Below are 21649 nucleotides of genomic sequence, written 5' to 3'. Positions count from 1 at the left end.
GATTATATCTACCCTAAAAATATTGAAATGTTAAAGAGCTGTGCTAGCTTTTTATAAGCGGATTGTTTATAAGAAGCTCAGTGAGAAAACTACCTTTTGATAAACATTCTATGATCTTTGCGCCGATGGAAGGTGTAACAGATGGCCCTTATCGCGAGGCCATTCAAAGGACATTTGGTGACTGGGATTATTATTCAACAGATTTTTATCGAATTCCATCGGTTGGTAATGTTCATACAAAGACACTAGTAAAACACTACGGTGAAGAATATTTAAAAAAGAAGTCTCATAGTATTAAGACGGCCTATCAATTTCTAACCTCAGAAATTGCACAAACGAAGCAGGCCATTAATTTAATTAGTGAACTCAATTATCACCATATCGACTTAAATCTTGGATGCCCTTCAAAGAAGGTCAACTCCAATAAAGGGGGAGCCTATCTTCTATCTGACCTTAAGGCCCTTGAAAAAATCATAAGAGATATTCGTGAATCATTTCAAAATGTCTTCACGGTTAAGATTCGAATTGGCTATCGCGATGATTCGCTCTTCTTTGACCTCTTAAACCTTTTTGAAGATTGTGGTGTTGATGGCATTACAATCCATGCGAGAACCCGCGATCAGCTTTATAAAGGTGTTGCCGATTGGAGCTATATTGAAAAAGCTGTTAAGCACTCATCTCTTCCAATCATTGCCAATGGTGATATCTGGACAATTGAAGATATTGATCGCATTTATGACCAATGTGACCCTTATGCGATTATGTGTGGTCGAAGTGCCTTAAAGACGCCATGGCTTGCTTCAATTTATAAAGAATATCAAGGGCGTGCAGACTTTATCAGTGAAGAATTTCTCTTAAAGTTAAGAGCTCAAAATCTTGATCTCTACTTCTATGAATTAGAAAAAGAATACCGAAAGTTTGGCTATCCAGAATCGACAATACTTAAGAGATTCAAAGCATTTTGTCGCTATCTCTTTGATGATTATGAGAACTTTGAATTAATTAGAGGTAAGTTTTTGAGATCACAAGAACTTCGTGAATTTAAAGATCATCTTGTTCAATTTGTTCATCGCTATTCTTAGCAACATAATTTAAAACACTTTTAGAATAGAAAAAGAACGTTATCTCAAATAGAATGACTCCGCCAAAATAAACTAGCCAACCTTGAATTGACACTCCTGTTAAAGATACAAGTAGAAAGAAAAGAAAGCCTGGTATTTGTCTTACAAAAAAATTTCCCCACGCATTATCTGGAAACCGTTTTTCTAAATTCAAAAAGAAGCTCATAACAGCATTGGCAAAGTTAAAACGATTTGTTCGCCCTTCAAAATATGAGACTCGATCTGGATGACAATAAAGTCCTGCAAAGGCCATTGCTGTAAAGAAACAAATATACTCTTCTGTTGAAAAATTAAGGACGGCCGAAGCAATAAAGAAAATAACAAAAGTGGGAATAAAAAAAATGTAGTAGCGAATGCCTAATTTCATCTTCATTACTTTTCTCCAAAATAAAAAGGCACCCTATTGGGTGCCCTCTTACTATTATAAATGTAATTAGTTTTACTTCGCAACTCCAACGGCCTTAGTCTCACGAACAACTGTAATTTTAATCGTTCCAGGATAAGACATTTGCTCTTCAATTTGCTTAGCAATATTTCGAGATAATAATACTGTCTCTTCATCGTTGATTTTTTCATTCTCAACAAAAACTCGTACTTCACGTCCACCAGAGATAGCGTAAGACTTGCTAACACCTTCAAATGAATTAACAATTTCTTCGATATCTGTAAGACGAGAAACATAAGACTCAGTAAGTGCTTTGCGAGCTCCTGGTCTTGCACCAGAAATCGCATCAGCAGCTGCAACGATATGAGCAAGAATTGATTCCGGCTTCTCATCATCGTGGTGAGCTCTAATTGCATGAACAACGTCCGCAGACTCTCCATACTTTCTCGCAAAGTCAGCACCGATAACAGCGTGTGAACCTTCTGCCGCAGCATCAAGTACTTTACCAATATCGTGAAGTAGACCGGCACGACGAGCTTGCTTAATATTAAGCCCCATCTCTGCTGCCATTGAACCACAAATAAATGCTGCTTCAATTGCATGCTGGTATTGGTTTTGAGTATATGAAGTTCTAAAGTTTAATGCACCAACAAGCTTAAGGATCTCAGGGTGAATACCGTGAACACCAATCTCCATTTGTGCCTTCTCACCTAGTGTAAGAAGCTTCTTCTCAAATTCAGCTTTTGACTTATCATGAAATTCTTCAATTTTTGCTGGGTGAATACGACCGTCAGCAATTAGCTTCTCAATTGTATCCTTAGCAATCTCACGTCTTACAACGTTAAATGAAGAAATAACAACGATCTCTGGAGTATCATCAATAATTAAATCAACACCACAGATTTGCTCAAATGCTCTAATATTACGACCTTCACGACCAATTAGACGACCTTTCACATCATCAGATGGAAGATCAACAGTTGAGATTGTCTTTTCACCAACATGTTCACCAGCATATCTTTGAATTGCAATACCAACGATTCTCTTAGCACGGCTTTCAGCTTCTTCTTTTGCCTCTTCTTCCATGCGTTTAATCATTTTAGTGAAATCAACTTGAGCGTCTTCTTTCATTGTCTCTAGAAGTTCTTCTTTGGCCTGCTCTTTTGTCATGGCCGCAACTTCTGAAAGCTTTCCAGCATATTCTTCTTGGCGAACGACATACTTTTCTTTCTCTTTAAGAGCGTCGAGTTCTTTTTCTTTAACTTCCTCTTCTCTCTTATCAAGCTTCTTCTTCTTTTCATCAAGCTCATCCATTTTAGACTCAAGCTTGGCCTGTCTTTTATTCAGGTCTTTTTCTTGATCATTAAGCTCGCGCTTAACTTTTTGGACATACTTATCAGCGTCCTTCTTTTCTTCTTGGGCCGCTTCTTTTGCCTCTTTTCTCGCTTTATAGCTAATCTCTTTTGCTTGCTCTTTAGCCTTGTTGATGATTTCATCACCCTTTGCCTCACGCTCGGCCAATTCTTTTTTGGCCTGAAGGTTACGGATAACAAAACCAACTGCTAGTCCAAGAACAAGAAAAAGAAGTGATGCTAAGATTAAATCTGTACTCATTACTCTCTCCCTATATTCACACTTTAATCACTTTCTTTGCTGTTACAACAAAGTCCATTACTTGGTCATGTTGCTCGCAAGGAATGCTTTCTTGTAACTGCTGATTAAAGCAAACGCCTATTTTTAATGGTTCTTTCTTCTTTCTATTTGTGAGGTATCGATCATAATAACCCTTACCTCTTCCTAAGCGATGCCCTGACTCATCAAAAGCAACACCTGGGATTAATATAATATCTGGTTCAACAATTTGAGATGACTCACAAGGCACCTTAAATTCTTTACCAAAAGCATTAATAGTCTTTAACTCACTTAATGATGAAGACTTAAATTCCATATCATTTGAGTCTTCATCAAATACGGGAAATGCTAAGCTCCCCAGTACCTTTAAGTTAAGACAATTAACTTCTCCTGGAATCGGATAAAAGATCCCAAGAGTCTGCGGATAAAAGTTTTCGGATTTAAAAAGAGTAACGAGGTTTGAAACAACTTTTGCACTTTGAATCTCAAATTCCTGAGGATCCATTTGCGCTATGATATTTAAAACTTCTTTACGAAGGTTTTTCTTTTCCGAACTCATGATTAGTGAGTCTTTGGAAGTGATTCCTCTATCAATCTCAGGGCATTATCAGAAAGAGACATCACATCTGTGATCTCTTGTTTATACTCTTTCTCTAAAGATAACTTTTCCTTCGCTAACTCTAGTGCCACAAGTGCAGCTAATTGTGAGTTAGAAATTGAAGGGGCCTTTTGGCGAATATTACTTGCGATCGTATCAACATACTCAACAATTTCTGTCGCAGAAACAATCTCATCTTCTCCAGACTCTTGGAGTCTGAAATTATGACCTAAAACTTGATATTCTTTTACTTCCGTACTTATATCCATAGTAATTCAATTGTAGTCCTACAAAGGATTCCAGTCAATCAATCAATTACCTACCAGTGCGTCAAGATACTCATCTAAATTGAACACACTCAGGTCTTCGACATTTTCACCGACACCAATATAAGTAATTGGTATTTGAAGTGCGTCAACAATTGAAATTGCACTTCCGGCCTTCGAAGATCCATCACACTTTGTAAATACTAGACCTGTTAGATCCAATGCCTTATTAAACTCTTCCGCTTGGCGAATAGCATTTTGACCAGTAATGGCATCAATAACTAAAAGTGTATGATGAGGCGCATCCTCCATCAGCTTCTTAAGAACATTCTTACTCTTAGTCAGCTCATCCATTAAATTTCCCGCTGTATGAAGACGCCCCGCCGTATCAAGGATACAATAGTCAGCTTCCTCATTCATTGCAGCCTGAAGCGCGTCATAACCAACACCACTTGGGTTGGCCCCTTCCTTTGCGCGAATCATTGTTGCACCTGCGCGATCGCACCACACCTGGAGCTGATCAACTGCCGCAGCACGGAATGTATCACACGCACCAACAACAACCTTTGCTCCTTGATTAGTAAGCTTTGTCGCAAGCTTTCCAATAGTTGTCGTCTTTCCTGCTCCATTAACACCAACAATCATTATGACCTTAGGTAATTTTGAATCACTCTTTTCGAATTGAAACAGATCTCCAGGACTATTGGCCTGTACACTTGCCATCTTATTCTTCAAAAAGTCTTTAATATATGACTTAAATTTTGCTTCATCAAAATCCCCAGACTTTGCCTTTTCTTCAAGATCTTCAATGAGTTCACTTGTTGCCTTTGGCCCAAGATCTGCTCCATAGAGAAGCTCTTCAACTTCTTCAAGTGCATCCTCATCAAGGCCTCCGCGGCCAAAGATACTTCCGATCTTTCCCCAAACTCCTTCACGAGAGCGTGAAAGACCCTTTGTTAGTCGATCTTTCCATGACTTCTCTGGCTTAGTCGGCTCAAGGACTTCTTCCTCTTCCTCTTTTTTAACTTCTTCAACAACTTCTAATACTTCAGCTTGTGACTGAGGTTCGTCTTTTTCTTCTGTCTCTGTTTTAGTTGGTGGAGGCAGCTTTGCCTTTGGTTTCACAAGATAGAAAAGCCCAGTGAAACCACTCACACCTAATACCGAACAAAGAGCAATAAAGGCATAAGCGTATTCGATTGTGATTATGATATTCATTCCAGCTTGGTCTGCCCAAGACTGTAGAAAAGCAACGAGTTGCAACATATAATTCTCCATTTTGTGTGCTTTAGAGATATGATAAGTAAGTATAAAAATCAATATTTTAAGTCAAAAAACGGCATTAATATGGCAAATAAATTAGCTCTTTTTCAATTACAGCAAACGATTCGAAACTTTTTCAACAAAGAAGGTTTTATTGATGTGCTAACACCACCAATTGTGGAGAATCCGGGAATGGAAACTCACATTCATCCCTTTGCAATTCACTCGGTGCATCAAGAAAAAACTCATAATCTCTACCTTCACACTTCACCAGAATTTCATATGAAGGAACTATTGAGCGAAGGAATGAATAAGATCTTCACTATGAGCTACTGTTTTCGTGATGAGCCAAATAGTGAAACACACCGCAAGCAATTCATAATGCTTGAATGGTATCGAGCTAATGAAAACTATGAGAAGATCATGGAAGATACAATCCAACTTTTTAAATACTGTTATGAGCAAGTTCGCAATAAGACAGAAGTTGATATAAAAAAACTTACTGTTCAAGAAATTTTTCAGAGCGTGCTTCAATTCGATATTCTCAACTATCTTGAACGAGATAAATTATTTAATAAGATAAAAAGTGACTTCAGTGAACGAATAAGTCTTTCTAATAATAAAGATGATTATGCGTGGGACGACCTCTTCTTCTTACTTATGTATAATTATATTGAACCAGAATTGAAAAAAGATCCTTTCGTTCTTCTTTATGAATTCCCAGAACCGCTACGTGCACTTTCAACTATAAAAGAAGACGATCCTCGAGTGTGTGAAAGATTCGAAGTTTATTGTCATGGTATTGAAATTTGTAATTGCTTTAATGAACTGACAGATCCGATTGAGCAGATGAAAAGATTTGAAAAAGATAGCAAATTAAAAGAAGAGATTTATCACTACAAACTACCGTGGCCAAAAAGATTTATATCAACCCTTGAAAAAGGTCTTCCCAAGAGTGCAGGAATTGCACTTGGAGTAGAACGCCTTCTTATGGCCATTACAGCTGAAGAAGACGTTTTCTTTGATTAGTTTATTGTTGTTTTTGAAGATGATTAAAAAGCAAGTGTAGCTTCAAGATAAGCTCCGACTTAACAATATCAGGCGTCATCTTCATGGCCCAGCGAAAGTGAACTCCACTTTCTTTTGTGCTTCTTAGTTTACTACTCCATATTGGATGATTCTTGGCCAAGTCAGCAGATAAGACTGCGTACCAACGACTGAAGTTTTCCTGACTTTGACCTAGAAGGGCCTCCATTACTTCAAGAGATTTTTCTGTCGTTATTCTTTTTATGGAATAAATATTTAAAGAACTAAGCTTAGCTTTTTCTAGATCATTATTTAAATATGTACCAAAGAAAGAAACAGTAAAGTCTTTGGCAACCTCTGAAGTTTGTTCTTTATAATTTTCAAGCCTCTGGTAATAAGGAGAGAGAACAAGAGAGCGATATACACCTTCACGTGTTCCCCCTTGTTCTAGAGTACTATACCACTTTGATAACTCATTTCGATTTGCTTCTAAACCTCTTGTCGCTTTAATTAGCTCATTTATATAAGAGAGATTATATTGAGACATTTTTTCTTTTGAAAAAGGTGAATTATATTTTTTCTTGTTATAAACACTTAAGTCTTTTGCATCTTTTTTAATTGTTGGTATCTCAGGTAAAGTAACTTCGTCCTTTGCTCCCCAAATTTTATCCGCAAGTTCTGATGAAATATTTTTTTCAACAAATGGCCTTAAGTTTTGCAGAAAATTAACCTGTGCAAAGGTCGTACTCGCAACTAAACAAACAATAATGAGTTTCTTCAAAATGGTCCCCCAAAAAAAACAATAAGTTATCAATATTTCCTCATTATAAATGCCCTTCGTATTTTTAGGAAGTTAGCAAAAATTAGCCACATATTTTTGTCAAGTTTTTATCCAAGTCACAGGCAAGAAATACCTCTATCCCCCCGTAAACAGGGGTTATTTCAAATTTCGTAAAGATTATGGACGTTTCATTCGATAATAATTGTATGAAAACGTTAAAAGGTAGACCGTCACTCCATTTATTATTAATCTTACTTCTCATCACATCTTCATGTGTGCCAGATAGCTTAACTAAGTTTAAGGAAGAAGGTGCAACAAGTGATGATGCATCAAGTTCAGTTGGTGAAGTCGTCGATCCACCATCAGGATTTGAGGATGAGTCAGGTAATGAAATCGATGCCGATTCGATTGCTATACCGACTTCTGTTTCATATGACACTAGCATAACTCATATTTTTGTAACAGGTGATCCTGAGTTAGTTACAAATACAGATGGTAATATTGTTGAGTTTATAGCACCAAGAGGCTCATTTGGAGATTATAAGATTGAAGAGGTAGATGGTATATTTTCAATCTCAGATGCAACTCAGAACAACTTCTTAGATCCTATCTCAAACCCAGGATTTAATTTTGGGAGTGATTTAACTACAACTTATTCCTCAGCTTTTGGACTAAGTTCAAAAACTGGAGTTATATCTTTAGCTTCCACATCTGTAGATCCGATCAGGACCTTTGTTGCTGCTAATACTAATTTCAACTTCTATGATCCACCAAACGCAACAGCTGAAACTATTACCGTAACTTCAATGCCGAGAATAACAGTTCAAGCACCTATACCAGAGAAGCTTACATTCGAAGTTGATACATCATTTAATTGTACTGGAACAGATATAGGGACAGGAGCTCCGGGGAGTCCAGCAATTGGCGATGTTTATCTAGACGCTGGTACTTGCTATTACAACTATGATGGAACAAATCTAGATACGGTTTCATTTCCTGTATCCGGTCCAGTTTATGTTGGATTTGAATTAGATTCAAATGTAGGTTTTCTTGCCAACAGCTCATTAACCTCGGAAACGTTTTCAACAGAAGACGGAGCAAATGGAACAATTACATATAAAGATGAATTAAATGCAATATATGGTACTTTAACTTCAGGTAATGTTTATCCAAACGATAGAATTGACAATAGCCTCCCTTTTTCAAACTCAGAAGGCATCATAAAGAAAGTAAAATACTATTTTCAATCAGATTCTAATATTGTTTTGAAACTCATTAATGATACAGCAGTAAGTCCAGATACACATATAAGCTATGACAATCATACAAAGATTGAAATAACTCCAGATTTACCTTCTACATTAAAGCTTGTTAAAGATGTAGACAGTCCTCTATTTGGTTATATTATCGATACTTCAGGGGCGACAGATCATACCCTTCAAGCAGCGAAAGAATATACTGTAACTGTATCTAACTTTATTACAGAAAGAACATTCAAATTTGACATTGGTATTGTAGACCCCCCAGAGAAACTTTCGTACTCACAACTAACTGCTTTTAAAGTTAAAAATCTTGTTCAATCGAGTTCTTCATTTACAGTAGGCCAGGAAGTTACAACAGCAGTAACTCCACCTCTAGAAGAGGGTGCTAAAGGTATAATCAAAAGAATTCTTGATATTGATGGCAACGAAAAGTACCTTATTGTACAAGTTATATCAGGTCAATTTATAAAAGATGCATCAATTGACAATTACAAAGAATTTCTTGATGAAGAAGCAGTAATTCAAACAGACCCAGTTTCTCTAACTCATATCCTTGAGTTAAATACGACAGCAGCATTTACTGCCACATATATCAACGAACAACCTTCTCTATGCCAAGAGTTCATCGCAGCACCATCTAATGAATATGCAAAAGCAATAGTCACCGGAAACCCAACAGATGCAGGTCTTGCAGGGTATTTATTTGTTAACCAAGTTAAAGATCCAAATGATACAACATCAAATAGAGACTTCATTGCGAGTAATACGACGCTAGAAGATTGTGATCTTGGTACCTCATATACAATGCTCGAGATGTGGGCCCCTGTTCTAGAAGCTACTTTTACAGATACATCAAATTTAACATCAGGAATGGATATACTTACGACAACAAATCGAGCGAGTTTGTCTTTGTCGGCTATCAATTCAACAGACAACACGGCCCTTCTTCAAAGTGCTGATGGAAAATCTTTAACACTAACACTTCCAGCGCAATTTTCATCGGTTAGACCATATAGTGTAAACGCATCTAGTATTACCGAATATAGATCTCTTACTACTTTTGAATTACAACGAGGTGTAAACTCATCACTGTTAGCAACACTTCCGAAAGGAGATTCTGTTGTCTACAAAGTAGACCCAGAATTACCACCGGGACTAACTCTTGATGCAGAAACAGGTAATATTTCTGGGATTCCAGAGGTGGCAGCAGCATCTAAAAACTTTGTTGTTACGGCTACAAATATACTGGGCTCTGTTTCCACTTCGTTTAATATACTCATCGAAGATTATTTTGAAGTTGATATCAACATATCTGATACTCCTAAGTTTTATATCCATAAAGATGGAGAAGATAATCTTTTTAATAAATGTCGCATAAAGAAGCGTGATATTGTTGGGAACCCTAAGACAACAGCACTAGAGACTGAAGATGTAATTGATATTGATTGTTTCGCGGATATTGGAGAAAATAATCTACACTATAGAAATCTAACTCTTAATGCAAAAGTTGGACCAGGTATTTGTCATAGCGTAAAGTATCAACCATATTCATTTTTTGCCAAGCGTCCAATGATGACTGTAAGTTCAAATTCAGATATTAACTATAGTTCGGCTGCTAGATATATTGTTCAAGAAGTAACAAATGCATCTCCGGAGTGTGCCGGTGTTGTTGGTGCAGACAATACCGCAAACGATGGTCTTGCTGGTAATCCAACTCCAGCAAGTACATATAGCGTAGATGGAATCTATGTGAACGGCTTACCATTTGACGGGGAGCTAGATGACCTATGTTCTGGTAAATACAACGACATAAATTGTGATGGTGGGCAATTTTCATATGCCATCCTTGACTACACTTACACAGAAGCAAATGCAGATCTAGGAACACCTGAAACATGTGAAAATACAGTTACAGTTACTACTCATGATTGTGAAGGTAATGCATTTGCATGTAGGAATGGACCAATTAGAGACTTATTTTCAGATGAAGAAATTGAGCAAGGATTTGGATCTCTAGTGATCGAGTCTTTCGCAGGACTTAATCACGAAGAACAATTAAGTTCGCCAATCGATGTTGGAGCAGGAACTAATCGTTACGTGGCTTCCTATGTAACAAATAACAGTTGTTTTAATCCAGGTGACTCAACGGAATATTATGCTAGAGGACTAAGAGAACACTCATTAATTTCAAGTGCATCAAGTAATCCAAATGCAATTGTAGACCCAATTATTGGATCACAACCATACTATAGTTTCACATGCCTTGATGAATTTTCGGTAATACAAGCTAGAATCAATCTACACATTAGAGATTGGGATAATTCATATGTTCTTGATGACCTTGATAAAGTAACTGTAGGCGAAATGGATGAAGGATCAAACACTGATGTGTTTGATGAACCTCTTAACGAGTTTAACGATTGGGATGATTCACAAATAACGTTCGGAGCATATTCATCATGTAACGAAACGACCCCCCCTACAATATCTAACGTATTTGATGTCGTTGGAACAGGAAATGGTGCAATCGGTAGTCAATACTTCTTCTTTGCGGCAGGTGGGCTAGGTTTATACCCTGGTCAAGATGTAAGAATTGGTATCGACGATTACCAAATTAAAGAAGTATTTAGCGACTCTGTTAAATTAACCCGACCACTAGATTCGTCGTACACTGGAGCAACGATTACAGCTAGGTATCTAATTCCATTCCCTGCGATAGAGTTTGACCAACAATAACTAAAGCACACGACCAACTAAATCAAAATCTAATACTTCGGTGATCTCAACTTCAATGAGGTCACCGATTTTTAAATCTCTCTCATTTAAATCATTGATAATAACTTTTCCATCAATATCCGGAGCTTGTCCAAAGTGGCGACCGACAATTAAAAGATCAGTATCCTCATGTGTTCCTTCAACTAAAACTTCAACTGTTTGACCTAGGAAGTCTTGATTAAGCTCGCGAGCAATTTCTTTTTGAGCTTCATATAAGCGATCAAATCTTTCATCAATCACTTCCTGAGAGTTCTTATCTTTAAGACGATAAGCCGGTGTACCTTCTTCATCAGAGTATCTGAAAATACCAAGGTGGTTAAAGCGAGCTTTTTTTACACCTTCTAAAAGTTTTTCAAAATCTTGTTCCGACTCACCAGGAAAACCAACAATAATTGAAGTTCGTAGAACAATACCTGGTATTCTCTCACGAAGCTTAACAATTCTCTCCATGATCTTCTCACCAGTGATCTTTCGATTCATTCTCTTTAACACGTAATCAGAGAAGTGCTGAACTGGCATATCAAGATACTTACAAACTTTTGAAGATGTTGCCATCTTTTCGATTACTTCATCAGTTAATTCATCTGGATAGAAGTAGAAGAGTCTAACCCAATCAACACCATCAACCGTTTCAAGGCCAGACAGGAGTTCAAATAGATTATTTTCATCACTTAAATCAACTCCATAATCAGAAAGGTCTTGAGAAATAAGATTTAACTCACGAACACCTGATTCAGAAAGTTTCTTTGCTTCTTCAACCAGAGACTCAACAGTACGTGAACGAAGACGCCCTCTAAGTGTTGGAATAATACAAAATGTACAATTTCGATTACACCCTTCAGATATCTTTAACCAAGCTGTATAAAATGGAGAAGTATTAAGTCTTGGATCAAATTCAGTATGAATAAATCTTGGGACTTCAACAAATGACTTCTTTTCTAATTTATTATTTTCTAGAGCTGTTAGAAGAGGAACAATCTTATTGTACTCACCTGTTCCAATAAACATATCAACTTCAGGAAGACTTTTTTCAAGTTCATCTGAATATCTCTGTGCCATACAACCTGACACAACGAGGGCCTTACATTTTCCGACCTCTTCATCTTTATAGTCTGCAAGGTCTAGAATCATCTCTATCGATTCTTGCTTTGCCGCTTCAATGAAAGAGCATGTGTTAACAACAATTACTTCAGAATTTTGCGGTTCAGTTTCAACCTTGAAGCCATTTAGGCCCATATGCCCTAGCATAACCTGAGCATCAACAAGGTTTTTAGAACAACCCAGAGAAGTAAAGTAGACCGTGCGGTCGTTAAATTTTTGGTTAACTTGAGATGAAATCTCAGTCATATATGTCTCCAATGTAAGCGAAAGTAGGTACTTATAAGTCTCAACCGACGTTTTTTCAAGGTCTTATGTAATTTTTTTAGGTACAGAAGTGCCTATTTTCAATTACTTGAAGGAATTACCTTCTCGGCCTATTCTAGATAGTAATGAGATTAATTATTATAACGACATTTATTTTACTTCTGGCCTCTTGTACAAACTTAGATCGTCCTCCAAAGGAGCGTAAAGCAAGTGGTGAATTAACAAACCTACTTGTGAAGATTTCAAAGAACGACAAAGTCTCATGTCGAGAATATGAAAAGTTTTTAGTGACAGATTTCCCTTTAGCTCCTTGGCTGAGAGCGAATTATCATAAAAACTGCACAAAGAGTATCCAAGAACTCAGTGAAGAATATAAGAACGTAGAACAATATCCATACTGGGCCCGTGAAGAACTCATCGACGCCATAATCTCAAAGCCTTATTACAATGATACTTATGTAAGTGCCGTATTAAATAAGATTGATTATTTGAAAACACGTGGAGAAACAGAAAGACTACTTCAAGACACTTTAAAAAAATTTCCACAAAATACAAATGAATACGATCGAATCTATGAAAAACTAATTGAAGTTTCACCACGCTTTAACACATCTCCAAAGCCAGAAGAGTTTATGGAAGTTGGAAAGAGTTTTGAGCGTGATCGCCAATTCCCAAAGGCGAGAAATTTCTATCGTCGTGTTATTAGAAATAAAGATTCCACAAAAGAAGAAAAGGTCGATGCTTGGTTTCGACTAGCATACTCATATAAGAGAGAACGTAAAGGTGATAGCTTTCGTGAAAATATCAGAGGACTTGTACTCTATCTTCAAAAGAATCGTGAATCAGAATACTTAAAAGAAAAGCATGCTGAGTATTCAATTCGTTTAGCAAGAATATATTGGACGGAAGATAATCTACAAAGAGCAGTGAGAGTCCTAAGAAACCTACTATTATATAAGGAAGTTCCAAACGATTCAGTAGTAACGACTTATTATACAATCGGTGGTATTTTTGAAGATTTAAGAAAATATGATCGCTCTATTAAGTTTTATAAAAAGGCATATGCAGCAATTGAAAAAGAACATGAGCATCTCGAAAGCATTGTATGGAATCTCGCCTGGACAAATTACAAAGCTGGAAATTATGAAGAAATGATCAGTTGGTTTGATCAGTTTGAAAGTAAATCAGAAGAGGCAAATTACCGTTTTCTTTATTGGAAATTTGTAGGCTTAAAAAAGCTTAATCGATTTAAAGAAGCACAAGAGCTTCTAAAAAGAATTCAAGACGAAGATCAATTTGGATACTATGGCCAAATTGCTCATATGAATCATACAAAACTTGAACACATCAACTATCGTGAAAGGTTTGATATTACTATTAATGAACTGGCCTGGGCCGTATACTTAAACAATACAGAACTTGCTAAGAAGATCATCGATAGTAATGAAGATGTAAGCTATGGTGACTTATATGCGGCCAAATATTTCAATATAATGATCTTCAAATTCTTCAGAGAAAGTGATGAAAAACAAAAAGAGATTCTAAGTAAAGATCCACAATTTGCATTTCCTTTAGCATTCAAAAAGGAATTCCTTGAGAATAATCGCTCAAAAACAGTCACTACTCCACTACTTATGAGTATCGCTAGACAGGAGTCGGCCTTTAATCAATACGCACGCTCACCTGCCGATGCATTTGGACTTCTTCAATTAATTCCGGAACAAGGTAAACGTCTTTCTAGACGCTATAAGATTCCATACAATAGTTATGAAGACCTTTATAATCCAAAGATTAATATCACCTTCTCAAGCCTTCTTCTAAACGAGTTAATGAAGAGAAGAGATAATAACTTTATTGATTTTGTGGCCAGCTATAATGCTGGAGGTACACCGGTAAGACGCTGGAGAAGCCGAATTAAACTTCCAGACCTAGAGTATATTGAAGAGATTCCTTACAAAGAAACAAGAAAATATGTAAAACTTGTAACGAGAAATTATCTCATATACTCACGATTACTAAGTGATGAGCCAATTACTTTGAAAGAGAACTTCTTTCGCGGTGGCTTTATTGATATGAAACGTTAGCACCTTTTGGTACTTGAAGGATAAAGTTCTTCTCTTGAAATTTCTTATTTATGGCAATATTAGATAGTTCTAAATTAACACTCTTGCCATCAGCATAGTTAATTTCAATCTTTGAAAGATTACTGAATTTCTTATCTGTCGATTTAAAAACAAGCTTAGTTTCAATTACACCAGTATCCTTTACGGCCTTTTCCTCAAAGACCAGTACACTGTATTTTTCGCTGTCTTTAACCTTGTAGTTCTTATTTGTTTTTAATCCACTTTTTAAGAGATCAAAGAAGTTGGATAGCCCTTTATCACTTCCCTTATGGATAACAATCTCAGCAGGATCTCCAGGCATAAAGCCATCTCTTTTATACCAAGTTGTCTTTTCATTCGTTACATAAACAAGAGCATCAGTTCCAACTTGCTCGAGTCTAAGTTTTCCTGGGTACTGGTAATCAAAAGTCCCATTAGACTCTTTAGGCGTTCCCGTTAATTGGTTTTTTACAATTTGTTTGTATTTAGTAGAAAAAGACCTTGGAACAAATCCCAAGGCCATATTTGAAATAATTGTCAGTAGTAATAGTTTTTTCATTACTGTAATTGTACCGAAACTGCCTTTGAAACACCAGGCTCCTGCATTGTTACCCCGTATAGTGTATCATTTAACTCCATTGTTTTCTTATTATGTGTAATAAGAATGAACTGTGATTCAGCACTCATTTCACGAAGAAGTTCATTAAAACGTCCTACGTTGGCATCATCAAGTGGAGCATCAACCTCATCAAGTAGACAGAATGGAGATGGCTTAACTAAAAAGATAGAGAAGATTAGTGAAACCGCAGTCATGGCCTTTTCACCACCAGACATTAGATTAATATTTTGCATCTTCTTACCTGGAGGTTTTGCAATAATATCTACTCCACATTCTGCATCTTCAATATTTCCAACGATCTCTAGACGAGCTTCCCCTCCACCAAAGATGATTGGGAATACTTTTCTAAATCTCGTATCAACTTCTTCAAAAGCAATTTTAAATCTTTCTTTTGATTTCTCATCAATATGATCAATCGCATTTTGAAGATCTTCTAGAGACTTTCTAAGCTCTACTTCTTGAACCTTTAAGAAGTCATAACGAAGTTTTTGTCTGTCATAATCTTCAATCGCCTGCCAATTAATCTCACCTAAGCGACCAAACTCAGATTTATAATTCTTAAGCTTATGCCCTTGGTCTTTAAGGTCTTGTCCATATTTACGAACAAACTCATAAGATTCTTTTTCAATCTCTTTTGGTCCATTCTCAGTTTCCATGAAGTACATTGTTGAAATATCATTAAGCTTTTCAAAGTCAGACTCACCATATTCAAGATAGCGACCAAGAGTCTCGCGAAGATCAACACGGTACTTCTCAAAAATATTACGTACGCACTCTTCTTCTTCATTAAGACATCTTTCAAGACGAACTTCTTTTTCAGTAATTTCCTTGTCGGCCTTGTTGATATTCTTAGTGAGTTCCTTAACCTGTTCTTCTCTTTCTTGCATCGCAAGTAATAATTCAGAGAACTCATCTTTCATAATGCTTAGGACTTCATCTTTACTTGCAAGAACATCTGCCTTGTCATTATTTGAAAGTTCAAGCTCTTCAATCTCAACTTGAATCGTTTCGATTTCATTTTCAAGTTTCGTAATTAATTCAGTATTGGACTCTTTACGAAGCTTTTGCTTTTCAATTTGTTTTTCAATATCCTCTGACTGAGAACGAAGTGAATTTACACGCTGTTCAAAAGTCTTGGCCTCAACTTGTTTAGAAACATAAACCTCACGATCAGCTTCATAAACCTCATTCATCTCATTATATCCATCACGTAGATCTTGAATTCTTTCAGACATATCTGAAATTGATTCTTCTAGTGATGACTTCTCTTTATGAAATGATTCCTCTTTTTCAAGAATAGCAAGTCTAAGCTTAGACGTTTCATCCTTACGATTCTTAAGAATATCAAGTCTCGTATTTCCAGATTCCATTGAAGCAAGCTTCGACTCTAAAGCAGAGTTCTTTGCTGCATAATCTGCTCTTGCTTCACTTAGAGCAAGACGAGCATCTTCTAGTTCTTCAACTTTCGACTTTAACATCTCATTTGAAGCACTTACTTCTTCTTCAAGGTTGGCAACTTTTTCATTTAGAGAGACTAACTCGTTTTCAAGAGTTTCAATTGTATTATTTCTTTCAATCGCACTTTGACCTTGCTCTCCAGATCCTTTGATATGAAGAACTGTCGCATTACGGCGATTTCTAATTTGAATATTTCCTGCAATATCTGAAATTCCACCAAATGAGATCGAGCTCTCAAGTGAAGCAACCTTATCAACGTCAAGAGTATCAACGATGAATAAGCTTGATAAATAAGGAGTCAGTTTAGCTTTATACTCTTCAGGTAATTCAATAATATCACTTAACGTTGTTAGCTCTGCTCCTAGCTTAACCTGGAGTCTTTCACGAGCTTCAGCCGAAATGATATCTGCTGATTTATCAGCAAGTAAGATTTCAAGCGCATTCTCATCATTTTCAGACACCCAGTTTTTCAGAAGAGATAGGTCACTTTCAGAAGTAACTAAAGACTCTAAGAACTCTCCAAGAAGTGCTGTAACAGCTTTCGTGTACTTGTCATCACACTTGATAATATTTCCTAGAACAGTGTAATTTTCCGAGTCTACTTCATTTAAGAACTTCGATACACCTTCTTTTGCACCTTCTAGAGATGCGCGGATTTCTTTTAAAGAAGATAAGCGTGATTGTTTCGTAATCTGCTCTTTTGTAAGAGTTTTCAGTTCACTCTCTAGATCACGATCCTTAATAGTTAATTCATTTACTGTTTCTTTCAGGTTTGATTCTGATTCAGTTAACTCCTGCGCTAAATTCTTAGCGGCCATAACCTCGTCTCTTTCCTTGGCAAGTTCTGTTGAAACACCTGAGTATTGTTTTTCAATTGCTTCAATTTCAGTTGCAAGGTCTTGAAGAGTTGCAGCATATTCTTCAAGTTTTGAACTATTTTGAAAGGCTTGTTGTTCCATTTTAACAAGCTCTTCTTTTTTAATATTTAAATCTTCTTCAATTTCATTTATTTGAGATTGGCGATCTTCAAGTTCAGACTTTAAAGTTTCAAGTTTTTCACTTGCAGCTTCATAGTCATAATCTTCTTTTGAAGAAGTGATAACATCATTAATTTCTGTTTCAATTTCTTCTTTCTTCAGTAGCCTTTCTTCAATCTCTTGTGAAAGCTCTTCGATCTCTTTTTGCCTTTGCTCTAAATTCTCTTCCTTATCCGTTAGAGACTTGCAAAGAGCATTAAGTCTTTCTTCTGAAGCAGCTAATTTATTTGAGATCTCATTTCTTTCTTTTTGAAATTCATCAATTTTTGCAGTCTTCTCTTCTCTTTCAAAGCGCTCTTCTTCAAGAGAAATCTCTAGAGAATCTTTCTGTGTACTCCAAGCCTCAAGGTTCATTCTTTTTTCAGTAAGTTCTGATGAACCATCACGAAGTTCGCGAAGATCTTCAAATACCTTATGGGCATTAACAGAGATTTCAGTGCGCTTAATTTTTTCTTTTAAGTTACGAGCTCTTTCAGCTTTTTCAGCTTGCTTTTGAAGAGATTTTAAATTCTTTTCAATTTCAACAGTAAGATCATTTAGACGATTTAAGTTTTGCTCTGTTGCTTCGATCTTTCTCATCGATTCTTTCTTACGAACTTTGAATTTCGTAATACCAGCAACTTCTTCAATCATTGTACGACGCTCAACCGGTTTTGCTTGAACAAGTCTATTGATCTCACCTTGAGCAATAATTGAATAAGACTTTGCACCAGCACCAGTATCCATAAATACTTCTTGGATATCTTTGAGTCTTGCTGGTTCTCCGTTGATACGATATTCCGTATCTCCATTTCTATATAACTTTCTTGTTAATTGAATCTCTGAAGGGTTTGCAACTTTTCCACCAATGTGAATATGCTTACCATCCGTATTTTCTAGGACAAGAGTTGCCTCGGCCCAAGCAGCTGGATTGTATTTAGAAGAACCAGCAAAAATAAGGTCCTTCATAGAGTTACCTCTTAGGTGTTTAGCTGATTGCTCACCCATAATCCAAAAAAGGGCATCTACGATATTTGATTTACCGCATCCATTTGGCCCAACGATACCTGTAATACCGTCGTCAAAATTAACAATTGTACGATCTTTAAAGGATTTAAAGCCCTGGATAATAAGTCTTTTCAGTTGCACTTTGATTCACTCCGTCAATGTCTACTATATTTTGTGTGTTGTGTAGGGCTTAATGTACCATTTCAAGCACCAAATCGTACACTTTTAATATTTAAGTTTCGCTAAAAGACTTACGTATTTTTAATATCTTACAAAGCCAAAATCCTAACAAGAACTAACACGCCACTTTATATTGTACGAATTTAATACTAGGGCTTCATCATTCACTCAAAGTTGCCGATAAGAAATCCAATGAGCCAAGATCAAAAGACAGTCTATTTCACAATCGACTTTCATCTCGTTTCACGAGAAAAGCCGATGCTATATAATATCTACATCAATTCATCGACGGTAAAAGACAAGGATCACTATGTGAAAATTGTTAAGCCAGGTGAAGTACTTACTGACGCAGACGTGGAGGACTTTAAAAAGTATCAACGTATTCATGTCCTCGAGTCAGAGCGAGGTCTTTACTTACAATCCCTTGCTGAAAATGATGATTTTGAATCTCTTGATAAAGTAACGGCCATTAAAGACTCAGCTGTTAAGCATCTCGATGATATCTTTAATCCAGGAAAAGAATTTAATACAGAAATTCTTGGTGAGGCCCTTGATGGTTGTCACGATTCAATGAAGGCCATGGTTGGAGTTATAAAAGACTACGATATCAATAGTCTTAAGAACCTGATCGGTGAATTATCTTTTCACGACTTCTACACTTACGATCATTCAATAAATGTTAGTATGTATAGTGTTCTCATCTATAAACAATATAGACCTAAGGCCAGTGAAGCAGATCTTGTAGCAATTGGGCTCGGTGGACTTCTTCACGACTTAGGGAAAACAAAGATTTCAACTGAAATCCTCAATAAGTCAGGTGGTCTTTCTGATGAAGAATTTGCAGAAATAAAAAAACACCCAGAACTTGGTGTCGAGTTGTTTAGAGAAGCGAACCCAGATTTTCCAGGTTTAAAAAAAGAAGCAATTGAAAGAGTAATTGTTGAACACCATGAAAATATTGATGGTTCAGGCTACCCGAAGGGATTAAAAGGACCTGACCACCACATCTTTTCAAAAGTAGTTTCTGTTGCTGACTTCTTTGATGCCATCACAACAAAGCGTTCATATTCACAAGCACTTCCAATTGAAGATGCTTTAGAAATTATGAAAAAAACAGTTGGAAAGAAGATCGATGCTGAGATTTTTGATTTCTTTGTAAAAAAAGTTTCAAAAGTAATCTTAACTGGAAAGACAATGATAGAGCTTCCAGAAGACTTCAACACAGAAATTGCCCACGCTGAGCTTCCAGTACAAAAAGTACAACCAAAGAAGCTTGGTGAGAATTTCACAAAAGCACCAGATAATCCTAATAAGATTGAAAAATAAGTTAAATTTATGGGATTTGAAAAATGGTCGGAGTAGCAGGATTTGAACCTGCGACCCCTTGCTCCCAAAGCAAGTGCGCTACCAAACTGCGCTATACTCCGACATTGAAAAATTGGGTGTGATTGTTATAAGTGATCTAAACCTTTTTGGCAACCCAGAACTTAAACTTATTTAAAGTTCCTTAAAAAATTTCACAGCACTCTCAACGGCCTTCGCTCGATGAGAATTTGCATTCTTCCACTCTTCTAATTCAGCTACGGTCTTATTGGGAAAGGCTTTAGGGCAGAATACGGGATCGTAACCAAAGCCACCATCTCCCACATAACTATCTGAAATCTCACCTTCCATGCGCCCCTCAAAAAAATATATTTCCTCAGGTGAAATATAGAAACACAGAACACAAGTAAAGAAAGCTTCACGTTTTTCTTTGTCTAAAAGCTTCTCTAAAAGAAGCTCAGCTCTTTGTTTATCTGTTAAACCTTCTCCCCCAAAACGAGCAGAGAAAATTCCCAACTCATCAGGTAATGCCTCTACATTAATTCCGGAGTCATCTGCAAGAACAGGCTTTTTAAATTCTTCATAATATGCCTGTGCTTTTTTTAAGGCATTTTCTTGATAGGTTGTTCCATCTTCAACCACTTCTAATTTAGTTGGTGCTGCCTTTACGGTAACGTTACTATCTTTAAAAAGAATACCAAACTCTTCGGCCTTGTGGGCATTACCAGATGCAAGAATAAAGTTCATTACTGTCCTAAAGTTTCTTTTTGTTTTGCAAATACAATTTTTAATGACTCTGTTGCACAATCCATGAGAGCATCCATTTGTTTTCTTGAAAATGCCTGGCCTTCGGCCGTTCCTTGAACTTCAATAAACTTTCCAGACTCAGTCATAACAATATTCATATCTGTGTCACAACTTGAATCTTCTTCATAATTTAAATCAGCAATAATCTTACCTTCTTTATTAATTCCACAACTAATTGCGGCCAATGGTTCAATAATTGGACTTTCTTTTAAGTCACCACTTGCAAGTAATGATTGAATTGCCAATTCAAGAGCAATAAAAGAGCCAGAGATAGAAGTTGTTCTTGTACCACCATCTGCAACCATTACGTCACAATCTAGCGTAATCATTCGCTCACCAAGTTTTTCAAGATCAACGACGGCCCTTAAGCTTCGTCCAATTAACCTTTGAATTTCCTGAGTTCGTCCTCCAATTTTAGAGCGTTCACGTCTTGAGCGAGTATGAGTTGAACTTGGAAGCATTGAATATTCGGCCGTCACCCAACCTTTTCCACTGCCTTTCATCCACCTTGGAACATTATCTTCAATTGAAGCTGTAATATGAACTTTTGTGTTACCAAATTCAGCTAGTACAGAACCGGCTGCATAAGGGTTAATATTAATAGAAAAGTTAACTTCTCTTGGAGTAGAACGTTCGATTAGTGACATATTGAATACCTCTGA

16 protein-coding genes and 1 tRNA gene are annotated in these 21649 nt (G+C 36.6%); 5 read left to right on the top strand and 12 right to left on the bottom strand.

Going from position 1 to position 21649, the window contains the following annotated elements:
• Positions 1 to 80 precede the first annotated feature (80 nt).
• Positions 81 to 1082, top strand: coding sequence for a tRNA dihydrouridine synthase (locus ACMAZI_RS02270; protein WP_412473874.1), 1002 nt, complete (start codon positions 81 to 83; stop codon positions 1080 to 1082).
• Here the strand turns inward: ACMAZI_RS02270 and ACMAZI_RS02265 are convergent.
• The 5 genes from ACMAZI_RS02265 to ftsY all read right to left on the bottom strand — a co-directional run bounded on the left by ACMAZI_RS02265 (position 1042) and on the right by ftsY (position 5268).
• Positions 1042 to 1494, bottom strand: a complete 453-nt coding sequence (locus ACMAZI_RS02265; protein ID WP_412473875.1) for a hypothetical protein — start codon at positions 1492 to 1494, stop codon at positions 1042 to 1044. The two genes, ACMAZI_RS02270 and ACMAZI_RS02265, sit on opposite strands and share 41 nt — an antisense overlap.
• Before the next feature lie 66 nt (positions 1495 to 1560).
• On the bottom strand, positions 1561 to 3120 hold the full coding sequence (gene rny / locus ACMAZI_RS02260) for a ribonuclease Y (RefSeq protein WP_334677891.1): 1560 nt from the start codon (positions 3118 to 3120) through the stop codon (positions 1561 to 1563).
• A gap of 16 nt (positions 3121 to 3136) precedes the next feature.
• Positions 3137 to 3697 carry a 5-formyltetrahydrofolate cyclo-ligase gene (locus ACMAZI_RS02255; RefSeq protein ID WP_114705807.1) on the bottom strand — a complete coding sequence of 187 codons (561 nt, stop codon included), beginning with the start codon at positions 3695 to 3697 and terminating at the stop codon, positions 3137 to 3139.
• A gap of 2 nt (positions 3698 to 3699) precedes the next feature.
• Positions 3700 to 4005 (bottom strand): cell division protein ZapA, encoded by a 306-nt coding sequence (gene zapA, locus ACMAZI_RS02250; RefSeq protein WP_114705808.1) that lies wholly within the window; start codon positions 4003 to 4005, stop codon positions 3700 to 3702.
• 42 nt (positions 4006 to 4047) lie between these two features.
• A complete protein-coding gene (gene ftsY / locus ACMAZI_RS02245) occupies positions 4048 to 5268 on the bottom strand; it encodes a signal recognition particle-docking protein FtsY (protein WP_162929712.1) in 1221 nt (406 codons plus the stop codon).
• Between the two features lie 30 nt (positions 5269 to 5298).
• Here ftsY and epmA point away from each other — a divergent pair, with 30 nt between their 5' ends.
• Positions 5299 to 6294 carry an EF-P lysine aminoacylase EpmA gene (epmA, locus tag ACMAZI_RS02240; RefSeq protein ID WP_412473876.1) on the top strand — a complete coding sequence of 332 codons (996 nt, stop codon included), beginning with the start codon at positions 5299 to 5301 and terminating at the stop codon, positions 6292 to 6294.
• 1 nt (position 6295) lies between these two features.
• Here epmA and ACMAZI_RS02235 read toward each other — a convergent pair whose 3' ends face one another.
• On the bottom strand, positions 6296 to 7072 hold the full coding sequence (locus tag ACMAZI_RS02235) for a hypothetical protein (RefSeq protein WP_412473877.1): 777 nt from the start codon (positions 7070 to 7072) through the stop codon (positions 6296 to 6298).
• A gap of 206 nt (positions 7073 to 7278) precedes the next feature.
• Here ACMAZI_RS02235 and ACMAZI_RS02230 point away from each other — a divergent pair, with 206 nt between their 5' ends.
• A complete protein-coding gene (locus ACMAZI_RS02230) occupies positions 7279 to 11070 on the top strand; it encodes an Ig domain-containing protein (protein ID WP_412473878.1) in 3792 nt (1263 codons plus the stop codon).
• On the opposite strand, the gene rimO is transcribed toward ACMAZI_RS02230, so the two are convergent.
• Positions 11071 to 12456 carry a 30S ribosomal protein S12 methylthiotransferase RimO gene (gene rimO, locus ACMAZI_RS02225; protein ID WP_114705813.1) on the bottom strand — a complete coding sequence of 462 codons (1386 nt, stop codon included), beginning with the start codon at positions 12454 to 12456 and terminating at the stop codon, positions 11071 to 11073.
• 143 nt (positions 12457 to 12599) lie between these two features.
• Here rimO and ACMAZI_RS02220 point away from each other — a divergent pair, with 143 nt between their 5' ends.
• The gene (locus ACMAZI_RS02220) at positions 12600 to 14558 is read left to right on the top strand and encodes a transglycosylase SLT domain-containing protein (protein WP_412473879.1); all 1959 of its coding nucleotides are present in this window, start codon (positions 12600 to 12602) and stop codon (positions 14556 to 14558) included.
• On the opposite strand, the gene ACMAZI_RS02215 is transcribed toward ACMAZI_RS02220, so the two are convergent.
• Together ACMAZI_RS02215 and smc are read right to left on the bottom strand one after the other, a co-directional pair.
• Complete coding sequence (locus tag ACMAZI_RS02215) at positions 14539 to 15135, bottom strand: outer membrane lipoprotein carrier protein LolA (protein WP_412473880.1); 597 nt, start codon at positions 15133 to 15135, stop codon at positions 14539 to 14541. The genes ACMAZI_RS02220 and ACMAZI_RS02215 overlap by 20 nt on opposite strands.
• Positions 15135 to 18818: a chromosome segregation protein SMC gene (smc, locus tag ACMAZI_RS02210; RefSeq protein WP_412473881.1), complete on the bottom strand. Its 3684-nt coding sequence runs from the start codon at positions 18816 to 18818 to the stop codon at positions 15135 to 15137. The genes ACMAZI_RS02215 and smc overlap by 1 nt, the downstream gene beginning before the upstream one ends.
• Before the next feature lie 231 nt (positions 18819 to 19049).
• Between smc and ACMAZI_RS02205 the strand changes: the two genes are divergently transcribed.
• Positions 19050 to 20183 (top strand): HD-GYP domain-containing protein, encoded by a 1134-nt coding sequence (locus tag ACMAZI_RS02205; RefSeq protein WP_114705817.1) that lies wholly within the window; start codon positions 19050 to 19052, stop codon positions 20181 to 20183.
• A gap of 24 nt (positions 20184 to 20207) precedes the next feature.
• Here the strand turns inward: ACMAZI_RS02205 and ACMAZI_RS02200 are convergent.
• The 3 genes from ACMAZI_RS02200 to rph form a co-directional block, all read right to left on the bottom strand.
• Positions 20208 to 20284 (bottom strand) — tRNA-Pro (locus ACMAZI_RS02200).
• Positions 20285 to 20354: 70 nt separating this feature from the next.
• Positions 20355 to 20927, bottom strand: coding sequence for an RdgB/HAM1 family non-canonical purine NTP pyrophosphatase (gene rdgB, locus ACMAZI_RS02195; protein WP_114705818.1), 573 nt, complete (start codon positions 20925 to 20927; stop codon positions 20355 to 20357).
• Positions 20927 to 21634 (bottom strand): ribonuclease PH, encoded by a 708-nt coding sequence (rph, locus tag ACMAZI_RS02190; protein WP_412473882.1) that lies wholly within the window; start codon positions 21632 to 21634, stop codon positions 20927 to 20929. Before rph ends, rdgB begins: the two co-directional genes overlap by 1 nt.
• Positions 21635 to 21649: the final 15 nt, after the last annotated feature.

The sequence above is a fragment of the Halobacteriovorax sp. YZS-3-1 genome (assembly GCF_047084945.1).
GTDB lineage: Bacteria > Bdellovibrionota > Bacteriovoracia > Bacteriovoracales > Bacteriovoracaceae > Halobacteriovorax_A > Halobacteriovorax_A vibrionivorans.
Note: the sequence above shows the minus strand (reverse complement) of the source record. Positions and strands in the feature narration are given on the sequence as shown.